The 2,831-nt window shown below is 43.0% G+C and carries 4 protein-coding genes and 1 pseudogene; all 5 read left to right on the forward strand.

Annotation, left to right across the window (positions count from 1 at the left end):
- A partial coding sequence (locus tag THIDRDRAFT_RS23005) for a transposase (protein ID WP_007043341.1) occupies nt 1-251 on the forward strand: 251 nt, incomplete at its 5' end.
- Nucleotides 252-396: 145 nt separating this feature from the next.
- Complete coding sequence (locus THIDRDRAFT_RS25145) at nt 397-738, forward strand: transposase (protein ID WP_281054780.1); 342 nt, start codon at nt 397-399, stop codon at nt 736-738.
- A gap of 681 nt (nt 739-1,419) precedes the next feature.
- Nucleotides 1,420-1,803: a hypothetical protein gene (locus THIDRDRAFT_RS26025; RefSeq protein WP_139058892.1), complete on the forward strand. Its 384-nt coding sequence runs from the start codon at nt 1,420-1,422 to the stop codon at nt 1,801-1,803.
- Nucleotides 1,804-2,369: 566 nt separating this feature from the next.
- Nucleotides 2,370-2,673: pseudogene (locus THIDRDRAFT_RS23015) on the forward strand (transposase); the annotation flags it as partial.
- A 72-nt stretch (nt 2,674-2,745) separates the two neighbouring features.
- Nucleotides 2,746-2,831 (forward strand): IS4/Tn5 family transposase DNA-binding protein (locus THIDRDRAFT_RS25150; RefSeq protein WP_139058893.1); only part of this gene is annotated, 86 nt, incomplete at its 3' end.

Genomic DNA, 2,831 nt, shown 5'->3' on the forward strand with positions numbered 1-2,831 from the left:
AGTGCCTCGAACCCGTTGTCCGCTTCGACGACAGCATCAATGCCGTCTCGACCATCGCTCTGCTGCAGCAAATCGAGCAGCGGCATCCAGACGCGGCGGTGATTCACGTGATTTGCGACAATGCTCGCTACTATCGCTCCAAGGCGGTTCGTAAGCACTTGGAGACATCACGCGTGCAATTGCTCTTTCTTCCGCCCTATGCGCCAAACCTCAATCTGATCGAGCGATTCTGGAAGTATTTTAAAAGATAGTGCTCTATAACCGCTATTTTGAGTCGTTCGCCGACTTCAAAGCGGCTTGCGAGAATTTCTTTCGTCACCCGAACCAATATCGTGGTGACCTACGATCGTTGCTGACGGAAAACTTCGCCATTGTCGGCGAGTAAAAACCGAAAAATTGGTATTAGCTCGGTATATCACGGCTCAAGGAGAGTTGAGATATCACGTAACAGAGAAGTCCATTGCCTCTAAAGAGTACATTCATTTTCTTAAGCAACTGATGGAGAAGAGAACGCGGCCACTGATTTTGATTGTGGATCGCGCGCCATTTCATCGTTCGCGAATGGTGCGTGAATTTGAGTGCAAGCATCGCCATCAAATCCGCCTGCATTATCTCCCAACATACAGTCCAGAGCGTAATCCCGATGAGCATGTCTGGGAAGAGATCAAGGACAAGCAACTTCGTCGGCAGCCGATCAAAAATAAGCGCGACCTGAAAATAGATTGCATTCAGCACTGAAGTCTCTGCAACATCGCACAGAACGTGTCATCTCGTTCATCCATCTTCCGGAAACGCGATATGCTGCTCAATTTTAATGTCCGGATATCACATTAGATGGCTATAATCTTAGGGGACTTGACATCCATCCTACAGAAGACGACTGGCCCGAAGGATGATCGACGCCCTGATTTAGGGTCGCGTTAGCGACCCTTCGCCGCTTCGAGCGACTCACGAATTCAAAGCCCCCGGCTCTGCCGGGGGGGGTACTATTATGATTATTGAAAATGAAAAATCAGGCAACGAGAAGATACCTTATTATTTAATTTTGTTATTATTAATAATATCTAGTTCAGGGATGATTTTTTTGAGGTATGCGCTTTATACAGCACCTGTCTGGCTGTTTTTTGTTTGGCTTTTAATTAAGGGCCCAAAAATATCTTATAATAAAGATTTGACCCCATTTTACTTTCTTCTATTTTTTGCGCTTGCAACAAGTATTTCTCATGGGTTTTACTCTTTTAAACAATCTTATTTTTTATTTGTTTATGTTTTTTCTTTTACTATATTTGATTTTTCAAGAATAAAAATCAACGAATTTTTTTTGGTTTTGATTTTATTTTTTCTTGTTTTGATGCAGGTTATTAATTCGGGAGCCTTTGGGAGGGCGATTCATTATTCTTTCATGGACTCTCAATCCTCATGGGAAAGCACATTTTCTTTTTGTTTTGGAATGCTCGCAGTATATTTTCTGCTCACAAAAAAATATTTTTATTTTTTATTAGCGTAATTTTAACATTTGTCACGCTGAAGCGCGTCGCTCTTCTTTCGATATTTGTTGTTTTTGCAATTATAATTTTGCCTGAAAAAATCAGAAAGATCGTAACGAAGTCATATATTGTAACGCCGATTACGGTTTTATATGTTTTTATATCTATTCAATTTAGCCAAGGTCAATATGATACGTTAATACTTGATTTAACAGAAAAATCAGCCGATGCTGTTTCGCAAGGAAGACAATTTATTTGGGAGTCGCTGCTTAACGCTGTCAATTATAATTTTTATGATTTCTTTTTTTTGGTTTAGGTGGTGGAGCTTCGATAAATACTCTTGCAGATATCTATAAAAACAACATTCTTGTTCATAATGATATTCTAATGCTTTATATAGATTATGGATTCATTTTTCTGAGTGTATTTGTTTATTTACTAACAATGCATGACCATCTAGAAAAAAGAATATTTTCGATATCTTTAATGGTGTTGTTTTTGACGGATAATGTTATTATTTATCAGCACGTTATGATTTTGTATTTAATTTTGCAAAGCCAGCTAACTAGAAGACTTAGTGAAACTAAACAACCACCGGCTAAAAGCCGGTGGGTTTGAGTAACGGACTGAAAGTCCGGCCTTGATCATCGATTGGTCCACCTGCGGGATAGACGACTGGAGTACAGGCGTAATGCGCTGATTTATAATGCTATATTTTGCGATATCCTACCTTAATTTAGGGTTTTGGGCGAAACGATGATCAAGGCCGATGGTTGCAACCAAAAAACTATGCATAATTTATAGTTTTTGACGACTAAAGTGGACCCTGAAAATCGGACAGTCATTTAAGTTGTCAGGCCGGCACGAAAGGGTTGATCAAAAGTGGGTGAAGCAAAGCGCAAGACCTACGCCGCCGCGTTCAAAGCCAAAGTGGCCTTGGAGGCCATCCGTGGGGTAAAAACCGTCAACGAGATTGGCCAGGAGCACGCCGGCACGCTGTTCGAAACCAAACGTGGGCGCAAGCCTGCGGATGATCAGAGTGCGCCGGAGCGCCTCTACAGCGAGATCGGGCGCCTGAAGATGGAGCTGGACTGGTTGAAAAAAAGTCCGGGTTGAGCCTGTGAGCACCCGTCGCGGATGGATCGAGCGTGCGGGTGAGGTGGCGGTGATCCGCCAATGTGCCTTGACCCATCCCATTACACAGAACTCTGAGTGTACGATAGCGAACTATTTTTTCTGAGACATGTTGGAGCACACGATGGGCTGGGCGTCGGAAGAATTGGCCTCGATTGATCTGGGCGACACGCGCCGCAACCGGCGCGCGATTCAGTTGATCGAGCGCTT

Origin of the sequence: Thiorhodococcus drewsii AZ1 (genome assembly GCF_000224065.1) — a bacterium.
Lineage (GTDB): Bacteria > Pseudomonadota > Gammaproteobacteria > Chromatiales > Chromatiaceae > Imhoffiella > Imhoffiella drewsii.

Excerpts from the sequence above, each read along its gene's own strand:
- THIDRDRAFT_RS26025 (WP_139058892.1), top strand. The coding sequence starts at position 1,420 with ATGGGAAAGCACATTTTCTTTTTGTTTTGGAATGCTCGCAGTATATTT.